The 17,578-nt window shown below is 44.9% G+C and carries 17 protein-coding genes; 4 read left to right on the forward strand and 13 right to left on the reverse strand.

Annotated features, from left to right (window positions below):
• Window positions 1-2 precede the first annotated feature (2 nt).
• Genes AB4Z08_RS00620 through AB4Z08_RS00635 form a run of 4 tightly spaced genes read right to left on the reverse strand, consistent with a single transcriptional unit; the run spans window position 3 to window position 2,972 of the window.
• Window positions 3-1,415, reverse strand: coding sequence for an alpha/beta hydrolase family protein (locus tag AB4Z08_RS00620; RefSeq protein WP_441571825.1), 1,413 nt, complete (start codon window positions 1,413-1,415; stop codon window positions 3-5).
• Between the two features lie 14 nt (window positions 1,416-1,429).
• Window positions 1,430-1,822 (reverse strand): DUF423 domain-containing protein, encoded by a 393-nt coding sequence (locus tag AB4Z08_RS00625; protein ID WP_441571826.1) that lies wholly within the window; start codon window positions 1,820-1,822, stop codon window positions 1,430-1,432.
• 1 nt (window position 1,823) lies between these two features.
• Complete coding sequence (locus AB4Z08_RS00630; RefSeq protein WP_441571827.1) at window positions 1,824-2,318, reverse strand: shikimate kinase; 495 nt, start codon at window positions 2,316-2,318, stop codon at window positions 1,824-1,826.
• Window positions 2,319-2,351: 33 nt separating this feature from the next.
• Window positions 2,352-2,972 (reverse strand): 4'-phosphopantetheinyl transferase family protein, encoded by a 621-nt coding sequence (locus AB4Z08_RS00635; protein WP_441571828.1) that lies wholly within the window; start codon window positions 2,970-2,972, stop codon window positions 2,352-2,354.
• A 170-nt stretch (window positions 2,973-3,142) separates the two neighbouring features.
• Here AB4Z08_RS00635 and dcd point away from each other — a divergent pair, with 170 nt between their 5' ends.
• Window positions 3,143-3,679, forward strand: a complete 537-nt coding sequence (gene dcd / locus AB4Z08_RS00640; RefSeq protein ID WP_133812153.1) for a dCTP deaminase — start codon at window positions 3,143-3,145, stop codon at window positions 3,677-3,679.
• 128 nt (window positions 3,680-3,807) lie between these two features.
• On the opposite strand, the gene AB4Z08_RS00645 is transcribed toward dcd, so the two are convergent.
• Window positions 3,808-4,926, reverse strand: a complete 1,119-nt coding sequence (locus tag AB4Z08_RS00645; RefSeq protein ID WP_441571829.1) for an AAA family ATPase — start codon at window positions 4,924-4,926, stop codon at window positions 3,808-3,810.
• On the reverse strand, window positions 4,895-5,605 hold the full coding sequence (locus AB4Z08_RS00650) for an RNA ligase family protein (RefSeq protein ID WP_441571830.1): 711 nt from the start codon (window positions 5,603-5,605) through the stop codon (window positions 4,895-4,897). Before AB4Z08_RS00650 ends, AB4Z08_RS00645 begins: the two co-directional genes overlap by 32 nt.
• A gap of 198 nt (window positions 5,606-5,803) precedes the next feature.
• Between AB4Z08_RS00650 and AB4Z08_RS00655 the strand changes: the two genes are divergently transcribed.
• Complete coding sequence (locus AB4Z08_RS00655; protein WP_441571831.1) at window positions 5,804-7,555, forward strand: DUF885 domain-containing protein; 1,752 nt, start codon at window positions 5,804-5,806, stop codon at window positions 7,553-7,555.
• Window positions 7,556-7,707: 152 nt separating this feature from the next.
• Here AB4Z08_RS00655 and AB4Z08_RS00660 read toward each other — a convergent pair whose 3' ends face one another.
• Both AB4Z08_RS00660 and AB4Z08_RS00665 read right to left on the reverse strand, forming a co-directional pair.
• The gene (locus AB4Z08_RS00660; RefSeq protein ID WP_441571832.1) at window positions 7,708-8,928 is read right to left on the reverse strand and encodes a DUF4272 domain-containing protein; all 1,221 of its coding nucleotides are present in this window, start codon (window positions 8,926-8,928) and stop codon (window positions 7,708-7,710) included.
• Window positions 8,929-9,167: 239 nt separating this feature from the next.
• Window positions 9,168-10,022, reverse strand: a complete 855-nt coding sequence (locus AB4Z08_RS00665) for a 3-keto-disaccharide hydrolase (RefSeq protein WP_441571833.1) — start codon at window positions 10,020-10,022, stop codon at window positions 9,168-9,170.
• Between the two features lie 251 nt (window positions 10,023-10,273).
• Here AB4Z08_RS00665 and AB4Z08_RS00670 point away from each other — a divergent pair, with 251 nt between their 5' ends.
• Entirely contained in the window at window positions 10,274-11,005 is a 732-nt protein-coding gene (locus AB4Z08_RS00670) for an SRPBCC family protein (protein WP_441571834.1), read from the forward strand.
• A gap of 132 nt (window positions 11,006-11,137) precedes the next feature.
• Here AB4Z08_RS00670 and AB4Z08_RS00675 read toward each other — a convergent pair whose 3' ends face one another.
• The 4 genes from AB4Z08_RS00675 to AB4Z08_RS00690 all read right to left on the reverse strand — a co-directional run bounded on the left by AB4Z08_RS00675 (window position 11,138) and on the right by AB4Z08_RS00690 (window position 15,173).
• Entirely contained in the window at window positions 11,138-11,440 is a 303-nt protein-coding gene (locus AB4Z08_RS00675; RefSeq protein WP_441571835.1) for a YtxH domain-containing protein, read from the reverse strand.
• Window positions 11,441-11,969: 529 nt separating this feature from the next.
• The gene (locus tag AB4Z08_RS00680) at window positions 11,970-13,220 is read right to left on the reverse strand and encodes a TlpA disulfide reductase family protein (RefSeq protein WP_441571836.1); all 1,251 of its coding nucleotides are present in this window, start codon (window positions 13,218-13,220) and stop codon (window positions 11,970-11,972) included.
• A gap of 4 nt (window positions 13,221-13,224) precedes the next feature.
• Window positions 13,225-13,914 (reverse strand): YggS family pyridoxal phosphate-dependent enzyme, encoded by a 690-nt coding sequence (locus AB4Z08_RS00685; RefSeq protein WP_441571837.1) that lies wholly within the window; start codon window positions 13,912-13,914, stop codon window positions 13,225-13,227.
• A 119-nt stretch (window positions 13,915-14,033) separates the two neighbouring features.
• On the reverse strand, window positions 14,034-15,173 hold the full coding sequence (locus tag AB4Z08_RS00690; protein WP_441571838.1) for an acyl-CoA dehydrogenase: 1,140 nt from the start codon (window positions 15,171-15,173) through the stop codon (window positions 14,034-14,036).
• 235 nt (window positions 15,174-15,408) lie between these two features.
• On the opposite strand from AB4Z08_RS00690, the gene AB4Z08_RS00695 reads away from it, so the two are divergent.
• Window positions 15,409-16,356 (forward strand): arginase, encoded by a 948-nt coding sequence (locus AB4Z08_RS00695; RefSeq protein ID WP_331961799.1) that lies wholly within the window; start codon window positions 15,409-15,411, stop codon window positions 16,354-16,356.
• 124 nt (window positions 16,357-16,480) lie between these two features.
• Here AB4Z08_RS00695 and AB4Z08_RS00700 read toward each other — a convergent pair whose 3' ends face one another.
• A complete protein-coding gene (locus AB4Z08_RS00700) occupies window positions 16,481-17,566 on the reverse strand; it encodes a DUF3810 domain-containing protein (RefSeq protein ID WP_441571839.1) in 1,086 nt (361 codons plus the stop codon).
• Window positions 17,567-17,578: the final 12 nt, after the last annotated feature.

Consider the following 17,578-nt stretch of genomic DNA (forward strand, 5'->3'; position numbering starts at 1 on the left):
AACTATGGCAACTGTAAAATCCAGTGTGCTATAAATTCGGGTACCAGGGGATCAATGGTTTGTTCCAGCTCTCCGTATTCGTTTGCTGTACATGTTTTACAACGTTGGAACAAATGGTTCAATCCATCAAACTTACGGATTGTCACCAGCAAATTTCCATTTTCCGTTAATGCACGTTCAATAGCATTCAGATTTGTGGTAGCATCCACCTGTATATCTTGTGTTCCGTTAATCGCCATAAACGGACATTTGATCTGTTTAAGGTACGTTAATGGATTATATTTCAAAATTGAAATTGCTTCCGGGCTCAGACTGGCATTGTTCACCATATCTTCTTCCGTCATTTCTTTTTTCACGGATTCATCGGAGCTACGATATAATTCTCTGATGATTTTTTCCGCTTTGGGTTTGATGACGGCCATACTGCTATCGCTCGCCAGCAGGTCCCAATAAGGCTTCATACGTTGCCGGTCTGCCAGGATAAAGCTATCGGATTTACCTGCCATGCTTTGTTTGATCGCCATTTGCTGATCTATCAGTTGACGGCCGGTTAATCCTACGCCTGCCATGGATATTACAAAAGCCACCCCTGGATTGTTTGCCGCTACTATCTGTGCTACGATTCCTCCCTCACTGTGTCCAAGCAAACCAACGGTTAGCGGATCCACATCTCTTCTCTTTTTCAGGTAGGCCATACTGGTACTCACATCATGAGCAAAATCATTGACAGTGGCTGCATAGTAATCACCAGTAGATTTACCTACGCCCCGGTCATCAAACCGCAGCGATGCAATGCCGTTCCGGGCAAAATAATCTGCCAGCACCAGGAACAGTTTATGACCAGCTATTTCCTCATCCCTGTTCTGGGGGCCGGATCCGCTGATCATTACCACTACCGGGTATCTGCCGTTGGCGGCAGGACGGGTAAAGGTGCCGGCAAGAGAAACACTGTCTTTTATATTATTAAATCTGACTTCTTCTGTGTAATAAGGGTAAGGAGGTTTAGGTTCCTGTGGCCTTTTATACAGTTCTGCTTTGGTGATTTCCTTACGGCCCAGATCTACCGGATTTTCATCACCACCAAAGGTGGAAATTCCTTTGAACTGTTGCGTGGCAGGATCCCATACCCCGGTATATGCAAATCTGACTTCATCTATGCGCAGGAGCAGGGTATCTTTCCGGTAAACGACCGTTTCCAGTTCAAACGTTTCGTTATCCGCCAGATCGGGTAATTCGATACGTCCTTTGTATCCGCCGGCGCCGTCTTTTTCCAGCTGCACTACCATACGATATTTATCGCCATAGTAACGTTTCAGGGTACCATACCATTTGCCGGCAATACCGGAATTATCCTGTGCCATCGCCATTGAACCCACCAGCACTCCCAGCAGCAACACCCAAAAACCTTTATACATATACGAGTTCTTCTTTATGCTTTTAATTTTAAAACGCCCAGCAGAAGGCTCACCCAGCCTGCTATGAAGAATACACCACCAATAGGTGTAACAATACCAATTCCTCTTAAACCCACATTACCTGTCATTTTGAGCATAGTCATGGCGTAAAGGGAACCGGAAAACAAAATGATACCGATAATAAAACACCTGCCTGCCCATTCCAGCTGAGCGCCGGGGATCTGGGCAAAAAGAATACCAGTAGCGATTAAAGCAAATACGTGATAGAACTGATAAGTAACGCCTGTCTGAAAAGTAGATACGGTATCTGCCGGCACCAGTTCTTTCAGCTTATGCGCACCAAATGCACCTAAGATGACTGCTAATGCACCAAATATCGCCGCCCAAACTAAAAAACTTTTATGCATGCTATAAATTTTGCGTAAAGGTATCCAATGAAATATTATCCGATGAAATTATATGCCTGGATTGCTGGTAAAAAGGCAGGCGTTCCGCCATTTTCTTTTCCACAAATCCGATCAGGTCATCGTCTTCCAGGTCTGCAATCAGCGGACGTTTGAATTTTTTACGTTGCAGTCTTTCCACCATAGCTTCCAGCGAAGGATTAATCCAGATGGTAGTGCCATGTTCATTCATGAAATCCATATTCTCCTGAAAACAGGGTGTACCGCCGCCGCAGGAGATCAGGAAGTTTTCCTGTTCAGATAAATCGCGGAGCAGTTTACTTTCCCTGTCCCGGAAATAATCTTCTCCTTTGGATGAAAAAATATCGGCAATCGCCATTTCTTCAGCTTCTACAATCACCTCATCGAGATCATAGTAGGGAAGGTTCAGATGATCTGCCAGTTGTTTACCCCAATAGGATTTTCCGGCACCCATAAAACCGAGTAAATATATTTTCATAAATAACGCAACAGTGCTTAATAAATTCTTTCCTCACGCAGGATGAGTCCATGCCAGGCATAGGTCATTTTCCATAATATATTGCAAATATAACCGCGTATTTGTATCCTGTTTGTTAAAATCGGCGGTTATGAAACCTGCCTGCTGATAAACAAAGGGATGTAACCGCATATTCTCTTTAAAATCAACACTTCCCAGTCCATACCACTTGAACATGGCTTCTTTGGCGCTCCAGCAGATTGTTTTATGTGACAGTTCATGTGCCGGATCTATAAACGACCTTTCGGCCAGCGACAGGAATTTATGCGATACCAGTTCTATTTTTTCTCTCACCTCTTCAATATCTATGCCTACCGCTGCTTTAGTGCTTACAATAGCCGCCGCATAATCCCCGCAATGCGAGATGGAGAAATGGTAGCTACCACATACCAGCACGGGTTTCCGGCTATTGTTCACGGTAATCTCATGGATTGGAAAGTCCGGAAAAAGTGTCACTAGCAGGTATCTGCCCGCAAAGTGCTGCAAGCGCTTATGCGGATGATGAATCGACGGGCTAATGTTTACCTTCTCCCGGAAAAAAGCTTCGTCCTCTGTTATCTTCCATACACCCAGCCTCGTTTCCGGATCTATTTGTATCGTTCGTATTAATGGCATATCTTGCCAAATTAAAGCAAAAAAGCAGAAAAAACAGCTTTTGTAGAAGCTGAAAGTAAAAAGCTGAAAGCAAAAACTGCTCATGAAACGGGCGGAAAGCTTTTTGCCTTCAGCTTTATGCTTTTTGCCTTATACAAAATACAGCTCACTAAAACTAAACGAACCTAAGCATGATTCTGTCAGACAAACGGATACTGGAGGAAATTGAAAAAGGCACTATCGTCATTGCTCCCTATGACCGGAAATTCCTGGGTACCAATTCTTACGATGTACACCTGGGTAAATACCTCGCTACCTACAAAGACCGTGTACTGGATGCTCGCAAACACAATGAAATTGAACATTTTGAAATACCGGAAGAAGGATTTGTTTTACAACCCGGTACCCTGTACCTGGGCGTAACGGAAGAATATACCGAAACACATGCACATGTTCCTTTCCTGGAAGGCAAGTCCAGCACGGGCCGTTTAGGAATAGATATTCACGCTACTGCCGGTAAAGGGGATGTTGGTTTCTGCAATACCTGGACACTGGAAATTTCCTGTGCCCAACCCGTACGCATATACGCTGGCATGCCTATCGGCCAGCTGATCTACTTTGTGGTAGAAGGCGAAGTAGAAATACTTTACAATAAAAAAGGTAATGCCAAATATAATGGTCGCACGATTAAGCCCGTGGAGAGCATGATGTGGCGCAATGAATTTTAAGTAGCTTTTAGCCGTTAGCTTTTAGCTTTTAGCAAATGCAGCGAAGTTGATGTTATGTTCATCATTTGCAACATTTACTAAAATGCTAAAAGCTAATTTTTTAACGCTGAATGACTGTTTCAATAGCTTTATGCTTTCAGCTCGACAAAGTGAGCTTCCGCGAGCGTTGGGACTTCCAGCTTACTGATCAGGCGCTCCATCGCCGCCTGTGGCACAATCTCTTCCCGTTGCCGGTTCTGTTGCAACAGTTTCTCCGCCGGCACTTCCACATACACAATCGTTACCGCTGCATCATAGGTTGTAAAAAGGCTGATCAGCTGTTCTCTCATCTGACGGGTAATATTAGTGGCATTCCATACAAAGGGCCGCCTGTTACGCAAATGCACCCTTGCTTGCTCCTTCGCTGCCTGAATCACCACGCCGTTGCCACTTTTGTCCGTCGGACTTATTTTCATCTCCTTACGGATATTATCCAGAGAGATGACCGGCCACTGCTGATAATGTTGCTGCACGTAGGTATCCTTGCCAGCTCCCGGCAGGCCACTCATCATGACCACCGGCGTTTGCGGCTGTTCGAAGGGGACATAATCCGGTGCGCTATCCATCTTCTGCAGGTAGTACATCCGCGCCTGCGGCGTGGCAAAAGCACGGGGTTCTCCCCAGCAATGATGCTCCCGGCATAGCTCTTCAAAGCAATCTACCCGGTATAGTAAGTCGGCCTGATCGGCACAGATTCGACCTAATGCATCGGCACGGGCCAGCATGGCCAGGAGTTGTGTATTCACCTCCAGACTGGCGATGATCAAGGCTCTCTGCGGATCCGGTTTTTCGAACACCCACAGTGGCAGGCCATGATATCTGACCAGTTTAGCGATCTGTTCCCGCACAGCAAAAGGTGCCGGCACCTCACGGTAAAGGATTTGCCGGGCACGCCCCTCTCCTTTGCGGGCATGGCCCGCGGAGGTGATACGCCCATCCGGCTCTGTTACTGTAGTGCTATACTTTTCCACATCATGCAGCAACGCTGCTGCCCACAGCAGTTCCCGATCGGCGGGTGACAATGCTGCATAGCCTGGCAACTGCACCAGGGCCTCCAGTACCATCTGCGTATGTATGGCCACATTGCCTTCCGCATGATAGCGTGCATCCTGCGGCACTTCCTTCATCACGCGTACCCACTCAAAGGTTTGTTCCAACCACTCCCACGATTTATTTTCACTGAGCTGCCACATAGTTACCTCCTTCATTATTTAACCTTGCACGGCGCCAGTGACGGGTCCAGTGCTGGTCTGTTTTTACATGCCCTTTGCGGACATATTTAAACACATTGTCTGCAAAATCGCTGACCGCATAACCTGCGGCATTACGGGAAACAATTCCCTCGATGGTGGCCGGGAAACCGGTATACACATCATGTGGTTCAAAAGTTCCTCTGCCACCGACAAGCGACAAAGTATCCTGTTCAAATTCACTACGTGTAGCCGGAGGCGTTATACGTTTAATTTCCGGCACTACCGGCAGATCCAGCATGGCGGCATAAAAATGTGTTTCTTCCCAACTAAGCCACCGGTCTCTTTCCCGGATACCAAATACATAGAAATGATGATCCAGGTTGCTATATTCAATAGAGTGCACCGCGTACAGATTTTCCAGGAAAATTTCCAGGTCGCCGAGGTCATTCTTTATACTTTGCCAGTACCGGCGGATGCTTTCTGTCCACCTGGATGTTGTGGGCGCTGCATGTGAGCGCGCAAATACACCATGGCGGGAAAGACAATTATTTTCACCGTCCAGCTTTTCCGTATGAATCAACACAGGGATCTGTTGCAGCTGTTGCCAGTATTCATATTGAATACGGTCATCGCTGCTGGTCCCGGGCGAAAACGGATAATGCCAGGTACGGCCATATTTCTGAGAAATTGCCATGTTATCGGGGTTTAAATTAAACAATAAAATCACAGGCCGGTTCCGGGAAGGAACGGCGAAAGGAATGATGTTAATATGCCTGTGACATTACATGGCGCAAAGTGTTTGCTGTTTTTAATTAATGAGCTGCAAAAGTAAAGAAAATAATTTAATAGTATATTACGAGGGCTTTTGAAACAACAACAACCATCTATAGCCATGAGAAAATTTTTCCTCTGCGCCACCGTCTTAGCAGCTATGGCTGCCTGTAACAACAGCGGCAGCGGTAGTAAAACCAGTGGTACCGATAGTACACTGAATAATGCATTTAGTCATTATGAAAAACAATTCATTGAGGCGCTCTGGAAAGCAGATCCAGACTGGGCTACCAGTGTAGGCTATCATAATTATGATTCCGTATTGATTGTGCCGGACAGTGCGGCTGCACAGGCAAAACTGGCCTTCGCAAAACAACAGCTGGATTCGCTGAAAGCATTTGACCTCACTGCATTGAATGATGCCAACAAAATTGATTACCAGCTGATACAAAACTATTTGCAGTCGGTACAATGGGCTATTAATGAACAAAAGGGCCACGAGTGGGATCCCTCTTCCTTTAATGTGAGCAACACTTTTGCATTTATATTAAATGAAAATTATGCGCCACTGGAATCCAGGCTACGCAGTTTTGCCAGCAGATTACAACAGGTACCAGCTTATTATGAAGCCGCTAAAAAACAAATCAAAGATCCTGTTCCGGAACTGCGGTTACTGGCAATAGATCAGAACAATGGTGGCTTATCTGTTTTTGAAAAAGACTTTGCCGATTCCCTGAAGAAGACCACTATCCCGGCAGCAGAACAGGCCGTGATGGTGACCAGTGCAAAGCTGGCGGCAAAAGCAATCCGGGAATATGCCGACTGGTTAAAAGCCCTGCAACCTGCCCATCCGCGCAGTTTCCGCTTAGGTAAAGCATTATATGATCAGAAGTTCGGCTTCGATATACAATCTTCCTATTCAGCCTCACAGATCTATGATTCTGCTATTGCCCGCAAGAACTTTGTTCACGGCGAGATGATAAAAATCAGCCGGCAGCTGTGGCCTAAATATTTTGGGAATACCCCTATGCCAGCAGATTCACTGGAACTGGTGGGTCGTATGATAGATACCCTTTCGGTGCAGCATGTTAAACCGGAAGAATTCCAATCTGCCATCGAAAAACAATTACCTGCACTCATTGCTTTTATCAAAGAAAAAGACCTGCTGTATATTGATCCTACCAAACCTTTGGTAGTACGCAAAGAACCGGCCTACATGGCTGGTGTGGCAGGCGCCTCTATCAGTGCACCCGGCCCCTACGACAAAGGCGGTAACACCTATTACAACGTTGGTGGTTTGGAAGGATGGCCAAAAGATAAAGCAGAAAGCTATCTGCGTGAATACAATCAGTATATACTGCAGATACTGGATATCCACGAAGCCATTCCCGGACATTATACACAACTGGTATACGCCAATCAATCACCCAGCATGATTAAATCACTGCTCAGCAATGGCGCTATGATTGAAGGATGGGCCGTATACACGGAGCAAATGATGCTGGAAAACGGCTACGGCAATGATGCTCCTGAGATGTGGCTGATGTGGTATAAATGGAATCTGCGCGCCGTATGCAATACTATCCTGGATTATAGCGTGCACACAAAAGACATGAGTAAGGAAGATGCCATCCGTTTGCTGACCAGAGAAGCATTCCAGCAGGCAGCTGAAGCCGAAGGAAAATGGAAGAGGGTAAGTGTGAGCAGTGTGCAGCTGACCAGTTACTTTACAGGCTATAAAGAAATTATAAATCTGCGCGAAGCCTATAAAAAGCAACAAGGTAAAGACTATCGCCTGAAAACATTCAATGAAAAATTCCTGAGCTATGGCAGCGCACCGGTGAAATATATATCGCAATTGATGCTGAAATAGCTTTTAGCTGTTAGCTTTTAGCCATTAGATTTAAGCGAAGAATAGATTTTAGCTGTTAGATTTAAGATTTAAGCGAAAAATGCAGCGAAGAACATAATATATGTTTGTCTTCGCTGCATTTTGCTAAAAGCTAAAAGCTAACTGCTAAAAGCTCAAGTATCGCAGGTTACATCATCCCACAGCTGATTTCTGTAGTTGATCAGCCAGTTCAGGGCGTAATGTCTTTCGTATACAATTCCCGGAGGCAATGGTTCTTTTTCTCCTTTCAGGCGTGCATCTACACAGCTCCAGTGTGCGCGGTAGTACAGATCGTTGGCATCCAGTATTTCGGTAGCCGTACGTAATTCGTTGGCAGCAGCTAAAAATACTGCTGGATTGGAAGTTAATCCTTTGAATGGGAAAGCGTCTTCCGGTACCATGTCCAGGTTGCAGAGTGCATCCATCTCTCCCAGTGAAGGTACTTTTTTCAATGCCCACAGCAGTACCCAGATATCTTCACACTTCCAGGTTTCACTTGTTTTCAACGCTTCAGTCGGATTATCCAGAAACGCTTTTTCTGCGTCCGTGGTATCATCCCAGAGCTGATGTTGCTGCAGGTAGTTGATTACAGCCGGGCCTTCGAGATAGCCGAAAGCTACGGTATTAACGGCGGCGAGTATGGCCACACGTTGTGCTACTTCGGCTGTTGAACGGAGTGTTACCTGGTTTTCATCAGTGATGACCGGCAGGCTGGCAGACGTCTTTACGTTCATATCCTGCAGCAGCTGTATGTTACGTTGTTTTCTGCTGACAGCTGCGTTAGAAGGTGTTTCCTGACTATCGAAATAAACGGACTGGATATTAACCGTCAGATTAGTGGCAGTTGAATGTCCGTTTACATCGAGTAACAGTGCGCCGGTTTTATCCCAGAAGCCCTGTACATCTGTTTTGAAGATGAAGTTATTTTCGCAGAAGAAGATACCATCCAGTTCGTGCGCCAGTTCCATGATGGCGGCTCTGAGGTCGCCGTTAAAGGAGGGTTCTGCCAGGATGACTACTTCGGTATTGAGGGTAGCTACTTTGGCAAGTAATAGTTCCTGCAATGCTGGGTTATCTGCCGGCAATTGTTGTACAAAAGCGTGCATACCAAGCAGGTTGATGGTTACCGGGTCATCGTTCCGTACCAGCTGATAGCCGGGTATCGCCCGTTGGCGGTAGCTGATGATAAGGGTATTGCCTTTACGCAACAATTTTTTCCCAGATGTGATGGTTAACTGTTCCCAGTGATGATCCGGTCCTGTTACCTTTACTGCCTTTTCTCCGAAGTGCGCCCGCATGCGGGTCAGCACTTTCTCCATGTCTATCTCGTGCGTATAGAGGGTACAATTTTCCATGCTGTTTTTTTCGAGGGGCCAAAGGTAGCCTAAAGCAGCCAAAAATGGTATCGGATTTGCCTTATTTCCATAAATCAGGAAAACCGTTTGCGGAAACGCCCCATTTCATGAAGCATAAACAAAGTTGATTATGAAAAGAAGAACCTTGCCAGTCCTGGCTATCTGTGCGTTATTGCTGGCGGCCAGTTGTTTGCCACCCAGACCTCCAAGACCACCAAGGCCCCACCGTCATGGCAGTATTATTTCCCCTTTTTCGCATCCGCACGATGCTGCAGCAGATAAAGGATTTTATTCAGCTTAACGGGATCATTAACGTAGGGAGACAGGTCAAACAGTTCTACCTTTCTAAAAGCTACCGGATGGCTTTCACTTTGCAAAGAGATAGATCCTTCTGTTAACAACCGGCCTTCCTTCAGGAGAGCGGGGTTAGCGTGTGATACTGCACCACCACCTACCTGCGGCTTATTGTATACAAAAACGGTATCCTGATCCACAATGTGTTTAATCACAGAATCCCGCAGTACCAGGGCTTCCGCATGTACCCATACATCACCATGATACGTTTTGGAAGTAGAGCTGATACAATGATCTGTAATCAGTTTACCATTCATTACCACGTTGGTACCAGGTGTACAGAGGTTGGAAGTAGAGCGGTCATCTTTACCATTACCACCGAGTAACTGGTCTTCGAGTGAAATCGGGAAGTTCTGATCTTTGGTCATGCTGGCGGCAGTTTGTCCGTGAAGCATGATACCACTGTTGCGGTAAGCCCAGCCTGGACCGCCTTTCACCTGTTCGCCGGTGAATTTATATTCCACTACAATCAGGTAAGCAGAGAAATTCTTTTTATAGAAGATGTGACCATATTGTTCTTTGAACTCGTCATAATGATCATAGCTTACTTTCATCATGCCGCTGTCTACCCGAAAGGTATTGCCAAAGTTATCGTTGAGGTCATGTCCGGTTATTTTTACGTCCCAACCGGTGAGATCTTTGCCATTAAAGAGTTTCAGCCACTTATTGGGGGCTACTTCTTTTTGGGCGGAGCTGTGGAGAGCAGCCATTACTAATAACGCGGTCAATACTTTTTTCATATGTTCTTTTATTTGACCGGTTAAGATAACGGATAGTACAGAGAAATGCAAGCTGAATAACAGCTGGCATCTGATTCTCCGGGTACCGGATTATTTTTGTTACCGAAAGTGTGTAAGAAATTACGCACCGTATCGGATGCGCCACAGGAGTGTACAGATAAAACATATATTTATCTGTCTAAATATCAATTATTTAATTGCTTTTACATAAAAGTGCAGGGTTTTCGCTGGTAGTTCCCCAAACTGTATATATGAATTCCTTAACACAACAACAAAACGGTCGTAACACAGAACAACCTAAAGCAGGACCATTATATGAAAGTTCCAACATCATCAATGTAACGCCTGAAGGAAGAATAGTATCCATTTTTACGGGTGCATGGCTGGTGGGCAATGCCATCAGCAAAGTAGATAAAAGCCCCGTGTCGAGCCTTTTAAAGCTTCTGGGAGCGGGTTATCTGCTTTACAGGGGAATAAGCGGTAATGACCTGATTAATGGTTTTATCGGTAAAAGGAAACCTGACAGACATACTGCTTCCGTCAATATCAGAACTTCCATTAGTATTGATAACCCACGTGAAGAAGTGTATTATTTCTGGCGTCAGTTGAATAATCTGCCTGTTTTCATGAAACATCTTCAATCTGTAGAAGAAAATGATCCGTTTCATTCCCATTGGGTGGTGAAAGGTCCCGGTGGCATTGGTACATTAGAGTGGGATGCGGAAATTGTAAAAGAAGTGCCGGGAGAAATTATCGGTTGGCGTTCTTTGCCAGGCTCCTCTCTCGCCACAGCCGGAAGGGTTACTTTCCGCGAAACACATAACGGTGGCACCGAAATAGACGTAATGATTACTTACCGGCCACCAGCCGGGTATGTAGGTTCAGGGCTCGCCTGGCTGCTGAATCCGGCATTTGAAAATATGATTGTTAAAGATATCCGGCGTTTCAAAAACTACATGGAAACCGGGGAAATAGTGAACTAGCGGTTAGCCATTAGCTTTTAGCTATTAGATTTAAGCGAAAAATGCAGAGGAGATGAAAGGAAATTCCTGGTACATCTTCTCTGCATTTTTCGCTTAAATCTAATAGCTAAAAGCTAATGGCTAACAGCTACCCTATGATAATGCTTCTCTTTTAAATCTATTATAGGTACCCTGGCTTTTGTTAATCAGTTTTAGTACGCGCTCGCGGACATCATCCTGTAAACCGCTGATTTCATGTTCGAAAACCCCTTTCAGTTCTGATAAATCTTCTCCTCCCTGTCCTACCAAACCATTGATTTTATGGCGCCAGTCATCGGCTTTGCTTTTGATTTTTTTGCGGGTTCTATCGCCACTGTCCGGTGCTGTCAGTAATCCGATTACCAATCCGGTAGTTAACCCGGCTATAGCGCCTGCTAAAAATTTCGTTGTAGACATAATTACTGGATTTTTATGGTTTAACAAATGATTCGGGTGCATGGTTTAATTCACACTTACAAGCAAAATTTTCAAATATCAGGCCAGTAAAACCCTGAAAACACAATTGCATCTTAAAGAAATGTTATTGTCAGAAAGAGAGAAAGAAAACCACCTGCTATTAAAAGAAGTCAAAAGATAAGTTTCAATAACGTAAAACATCGAGGAGACGCTATCCAGGACAACATCAGAATTGATATTGCCCCGGCAGGTGGATAAGATAAGCGTATTAGATAATGGAATTTATAAAAGTCAAACGGAGCAGTAAAATAATTACATTCTGGTATTTTTCAAACTTTATTGAAAGAAATGAAATAATAAATTTTATTAAAAAGTAAATCCTCCCCGGAAATGAAATACCAGAGAGGATTTACCTGTTTCGCAACAATATTATATAATTATTAAATATTAGTGATCTGATACCATTTTAGCCGAAATATGGGAATAACATCAGTCACCCTAAATTCCCATTTTGGGGTACCTGCTGCGTTTATTTTGCGTCCAGCATCCCCGAAACAAGGCGATTGAAATCGGCCTGGAACTGTTCATAGTGTTCTCCTGTGCCAGGGCCGGAGAAACCTGTATGTACTTCCTCTACGTTTCCTTTCTTATTTATGAAGATCGTGGTAGGGAAACCTTTAATACCAGTAAGCTGTGGCAAGGTTTTTTCGCCCTTTTCAGGATCTGCAGGCGTTACACCGGTAACCAGCACAGGATACTGCACATTAAAGCGTTTCAGGAAACCTTGAAGGCTTTTCTTTGATTTCTCAAAATCACTGGTGCGTTCGTAAGCCAGTCCTATTACTTCTACACCACGGTTCTTGTTTTTCTCGTGCCAGGTGCTTAGAAAGCCTGTTTCGTCCATACAGTTAGGGCACCAGGAACCCATGAGTGTAATGATCACCACTTTATTTTTGAAACGGTCGTCTTTGATGCTCACTTTCCGGCCGTCCAGGTCAGGGAAAGTGAAGTCCAGTTGCTGGTGACCGGGTTTCATAGTAGCAATGGTTCGTTCATCGGGTAAAGTAGCCGTATCATTTTTCACAGCTGACCAGTTTTCGAGGCCATCACCGATGCCGGCGTAAAAGCGGCCATTGGTAAGACTGTCTTTCCCCACTACTGCGGTGAACAGGTAAGCATGGGAGCCATCAAAGGTAGACAGGCGGAGGGTATCGCCATCCACTACCCCATCCAGAAAGCGGTAATCACCTGTGGTGGTAAGGAAAGTACCATGGACGATGTTGCCGGATTGTTTAAACTCACCGATAGCTGTAGAAGGTGTCTTGTCTTTATCTTTTGCGGACACGAATTGTGTTACCCAACGGCCGCTCACATCTCCGGCAGCGGGTGTATTCACCTTAAAGCGGTCTGCCTTGCCGGCAACTGCAGTGAAAGGAATACTTACATCTTTATCTGCCAGATGTCTGATCCACTGGCCTTCGAGCGCACTATCGGTTGTTAATCTGGCTTTGAATTCAGAATCGAAGAACGGCATCTTAATAAAAACAGAATCACCGTTTACTTTTACATCATCTACCAGCAGCTTATCTGTGGCGTTGATAACGTGCAGTGTTGTTTTGCCGTTGGTTTCCTTTACATCAAAATTGAAAACGATTTCTGCGCCATCATTGCGGTGTAGTTTTGCCTGCCACACACCATTGGCGAGGAATTTTGTGGCGTTGCCATTGTTGCAGGCGGCCATGCCGATACCTGCCAGACAATAGATCCATAATTTCTTCATAAGTCTACATTTGTGAATAGTTCCTTTCGCCAAAGAGCAGGCTGCCAATACGTACCATAGTACTCCCTTCCTGCAGGGCTATGGAATAGTCGGCGCTCATACCAATGGACAGTTCTTTAAAGTACGCTTCGTTGTTAAAGTAAGTGGTTTTCACGGATCCGAATAATTGGTGGAGCTGGTGGAACTCTTTATGGATCTGTGTTTCGTCAGAAGTATTGGTGGCCATGCCCATCATACCGGCAATACGAACAGAAGCAAATGCGAATGGATTGGAAGTATATGTTTGGAGCAGTTGCTGTAACTCCTGCTCATCCATCCCAAATTTTGTTTCTTCTGCTGCAATATGTACCTGTAGCAGGCAATGAATGATCCGCTCATGTTTAGCTGCCTGTTTACTGATTTCCTGCAGCAGTTTTATGCTATCTACTGCGTGAATGGTATGTACAAAGGGTGCTATAAACTTCACTTTATTGGACTGCAGGTGACCAATAAAATGCCATGCTATATCTGCTGGTAAAACAGCCTGTTTTTCGGTTAATTCCTGAACGTAATTTTCTCCGAAGATCCTTTGTCCTGCTGCATATAAAGCTTCAATATCAGCTACTGGTTTTGTTTTGGAAACTGCTACCAGTTCCGCGTTGAAAGGCTTCAGCCGGGAAAGAACCTGTTGGTATGCTTCTAAGTTAATTGCCATGAAGCGAAGATAATTACGAATTAGGAATTACGAATTACGAATTTGAGCGGAGCCCATAGCGCATATCTTCTACGTCATCTCCGCTCAAATCCGTAATTCGTAATTCCTAATTCGTAATTCTATCCAAGTATGGCTCTGCTGATCACGATACGTTGCACCTCTGAGGTACCTTCATATATCTGTGTGATCTTGGCATCGCGCATGAGGCGTTCTACGTGGTATTCTTTCACATAGCCGTATCCGCCGTGTACCTGAACGGCTTCTGTGGATACCCACATGGCTGTTTCGGAGGCAAATACTTTGGCCATAGAACTGCTGAGGGTATAATCTCTGTGCTGATCTTTGTCGTATGCGGCTTTGAAGCATAATAAGCGGGAGGCTTCTATGCGGGTGGCCATATCGGCCAGTTTAAACTGAATGGCCTGGTGCTGGGATATTTCTTTACCGAAGGCTTTTCTTTCCTTGGAATATTTCAGTGCCAGTTCATACGCGCCGCTGGCGATGCCCAATGCCTGGGAGGCGATACCAATACGGCCACCGGCGAGGGTTTTCATGGCAAATTTAAATCCGAAGCCATCCTCTCCTATCCTGTTCTCTTTAGGCACCACTACATCCTGGAACATGACGCTGTGTGTATCGCTGCCACGGATACCGAGTTTATTTTCTTTAGCACCGATGGTAACACCGGGCATACTCTTTTCCACGATCAGGGCATTGATGCCTTTGCTGCCTTTCTCCGGATGTGTTTGGGCCATTACCAGGTATACGCTGGCAGAGTTCCCGTTGGTTATCCAGTTTTTGGTACCATTGAGCAGGTAATGATCACCTTTGTCTTCTGCAGTGGTTCGTTGAGAAGTGGCGTCTGAACCGGCTTCCGGCTCACTGAGCATAAAAGCACCTATGATCTGACCGGATGCCAGCGGCACCAGGTATTTTTGTTTTTGTTCTTCTGTACCAAAGGTTTCGAGCCCCCAGCACACCAGTGAATTGTTTACACTCATGACCACAGAGGCGGAAGCATCTATTTTAGAGATTTCTTCCATTGCCAGTACATAAGAGATAGCGTCCAGGCCTGCTCCTCCGTACTTAGGGCTTACCATCATGCCCAGAAAACCGAGTTCTCCGAGTTTTTTGATCTGCTCCGCAGGAAATTTCTGGTGTTCATCCCTTTCTATTACACCTGGCAGCAGCTCGTTGATAGCAAAATCACGTGCCGCCTTTTGTATCATCAGATGCTCTTCCGTCAATTGAAAATCCATGGTTATAATTTTAAAATAATCCACTCAAATTATTTATAAATCAGCAGCTAAAAAAATGGGTCCGTTAAAATTCAACGTTGTCAACCAGAATTGGGGAAATATTAAACAAATCGCTACAATAAGGCTACTGTATTGGATTTGGTTCAGGTATTATATGCCAATTTTTCACCATTATACGTTTCACTGCTTTGGGCATTCACATAAAATCCTGTAGCTTGCCTATAATGATGTATTTATGAAGAATATTAAAATAATAGAAGTTAAATCAGAAATAGGAGCAGGAACCCGTGGCGCCAGTTTAGGTGTAGATGCAATTAAGATTGCGGCGCTGGACTTCATGAGTAACTTTTTTGTACACTTCCCCACCGAAGCCATTGAAACGGAAAATAAGCTGTTATTTGAACCTATTGAGTCACCTTATGCCAAAAGGATCAAAGGCACCTTCAATATGTATGAGCGTATCAGCAAAAGTGTGTGTGAAACGGTGAAAGCCAACTGGTTCCCGGTATTGCTTTCCGGCGATCACAGCACTGCCGGCGCTACTATTGCCGGTTTAAAAATGGCACATCCCAAAGCAAAGCTGGGGGTAATCTGGATTGATGCCCATGCTGATCTGCATACTCCCTATACTACACCATCCGGTAATATGCACGGTATGCCCCTGGCAACTGCTATTGCAGAAGACAATATGGACTGCAAGGTGCATGACCTGGATGAGAATACTGCCAAAATGTGGAACTCCCTGAAAAACATAGGTAAAATAGCACCAAAAGTATTACCGGAAGATATTGTGTTCATTTCCCTGCGGGATTTTGAGAAAGAGGAAGAACACCTGATCAAACAATATGGCATGAAGGTGATTACCACCAGTGAGGTACGCCGTAAGGGACCTGAGAATATTTCCCGGTCTGTGTTCCGTTACCTGAGTGACTGCGAATATATTTACGTTTCCTTTGACGTAGACAGCCTGGATGCCTCTATTTCCAAAGGCACCGGTACACCTGTCAGTAATGGATTAAGGGAGCGTGAGGCGGAAGATCTGATTGCCAAGTTCATGCAACATCGTAAGATCTGTTGCTTTGAGATCACGGAAGTGAACCCCACACTGGATCGTGAGAACCTGATGGCAGAAATTGCATTCAATATTTTACAGCGGAGTGTGAATGTGCTGATGATGAACTGAGGCAGCTGTTAGCTGTTAGCTTTTAGCAGTTAGATTAAAGCGTAGGGATTAGAGCGGAGGGATTAGAGCGAGGGAATAGAGCGGAGGGAATGGAGTGGAGAGATTTTGGCGGATAGATCCCGTTTTATTTTATTTTGAAATAGGCGATGAGCCAGGTAGTTACTTCGCTGTAGCTGCGGATACCTTTATCCTGTTTATTGGCTTTGAGGTATCTGTCGTAGAGGATGGCGGAGTACTCATCTACTTTACCGGTATAGGGTTCATAAAAGTCGATGATAGCCTTATGATCGGCTTTCACGCCGGGTACTACCCTTTTCCAGATGCTTTTAGCGAGGGTGGTATCACGTTGTCCCAGTTGTCTTATGCTATACATGAACATATCAAAATTGGCCGCATAACGGAAATGACTATCCGGAATACTGATGGCGGCCAAGTAACCTACAAAATTTGCTTCTTCTTCCGGTGCATATCCAAGCTGGTGAGCTATTTCATGACAGGTAATATATGGTTGTAAAACTGCCGGCGTAGTGGTATTTACCTGTGCTTCATTGGTAAAAGGATTCAGGTAACCGGTAATACCTATATAGTTCAACCAGTGGCCATACATTGTTTTTTTCACGCTGGGTACCTTGTAGCGCAGGGCAGGCCAGGTTTTGCCAGCGGCGTCATATGCCATCACGGCTCGTTGAAAGATCGGGAGACCGGTGGTATCCGCCTTCATCACCCCGATAGTATCGCCGGTATTGGCTTTTTCCCTGTTGACCAGTTGCAGTAAAGTATCGGAAAGCTGGTAAAGTTGCTGTGTATTGTAAGTGCCTGTTACAAGGCCGGTATCTATGGTCAGAGAGTTTCTTTCATAGTTATATCCCCATAACACCAGGAAGGCCAGGTATACTGATAAGAGAAAATGTATGCCCCGTAAGAGTTGTAACCCTACCTCTTCCCAATGGAGACGAATGACTTTATAACATAGTTTTAACAAATAAAATATTCCTCCAATAATCCAGGCAGTATATATTACATCGCCAATACTAAATGGAACTATACCTGTTACTTGTCTGAACGCCAAACTACTCCACTCATACCACCTATGGAAGTAGAAATCGCTGAAGCGGTTACTCCAGGCGAATAATCCTTTTAACAACAGTATAGCCGTAAGTGTTAGTACAATACGGACAATGATCTTTTTAAAACGGGCTTTTGTCTCCATATAATGTGGCAG

Source organism: Chitinophaga sp. RAB17 (assembly GCF_052114225.1).
GTDB lineage: Bacteria > Bacteroidota > Bacteroidia > Chitinophagales > Chitinophagaceae > Chitinophaga.